The sequence below is a fragment of the Vibrio sp. 03_296 genome, assembly GCF_002265885.1.
The window spans coordinates 1-543 of the sequence record NZ_NPKW01000773.1 but is presented as its reverse complement, the minus strand read 5'-3'; the positions used below and the strand labels follow the sequence as shown (position 1 = coordinate 543).

Genomic DNA, 543 nt, shown 5'->3' with positions numbered 1-543 from the left:
TTAAAGAGACGAAGTGGCAAGGCTTGCACAAAATACATCGTCAGAATTGGATGAGAGCGCAACCTTGGCGGCAGCGGCGACTTCTGTGCAGCCACAACGTGGTGCACTCGATGACGATCAAGCGTTGATTGCGGCCCAACAAGGGCAAAGCTTGTCCCACTATTCCGCGCATCTTGATCAGCAAGCCGTGAGTCAAGCGCAACCTATTGATGCTGCCCATCAAGCTCAAATCATCAATGCACAAGTCGCTGAAACTGAGTTGCCACAAGATTGGCGTGAGGTGATGCCCTCAAACTCAGGCGGAACCTGGCTAATAGTGCGGCACTTGGCAAGGATGCTCAGCCAAGTGCTGATATGGATCCCCAAGCGTTGATTGCCAGCAGCGCCATGGGCGTCAAATCGGTGAAAAATAGCGCAGCGTCGTCAAATGAAACACCACAAGTGTTGTCACTTGAGTTATTAGTGGTCATCGAGCAAAAATTAGCAGCGGCACAACCTTTAAGCGCGCCTGAGCAAAAAATTCTCGAGKTTGAAATCAGGTCA

2 protein-coding genes are annotated in these 543 nt (G+C 50.7%); both read left to right on the top strand.

The window, feature by feature from the left end; translation table 11 throughout:
• Positions 1-13: 13 nt before the first annotated feature.
• Positions 14-373, top strand: a complete 360-nt coding sequence (locus CIK04_RS34510) for a hypothetical protein (RefSeq protein ID WP_325205925.1) — start codon at positions 14-16, stop codon at positions 371-373.
• Positions 355-543 (top strand): hypothetical protein (locus tag CIK04_RS34505; RefSeq protein ID WP_325205924.1); only part of this gene is annotated, 189 nt, incomplete at its 3' end. The genes CIK04_RS34510 and CIK04_RS34505, both read left to right, overlap by 19 nt.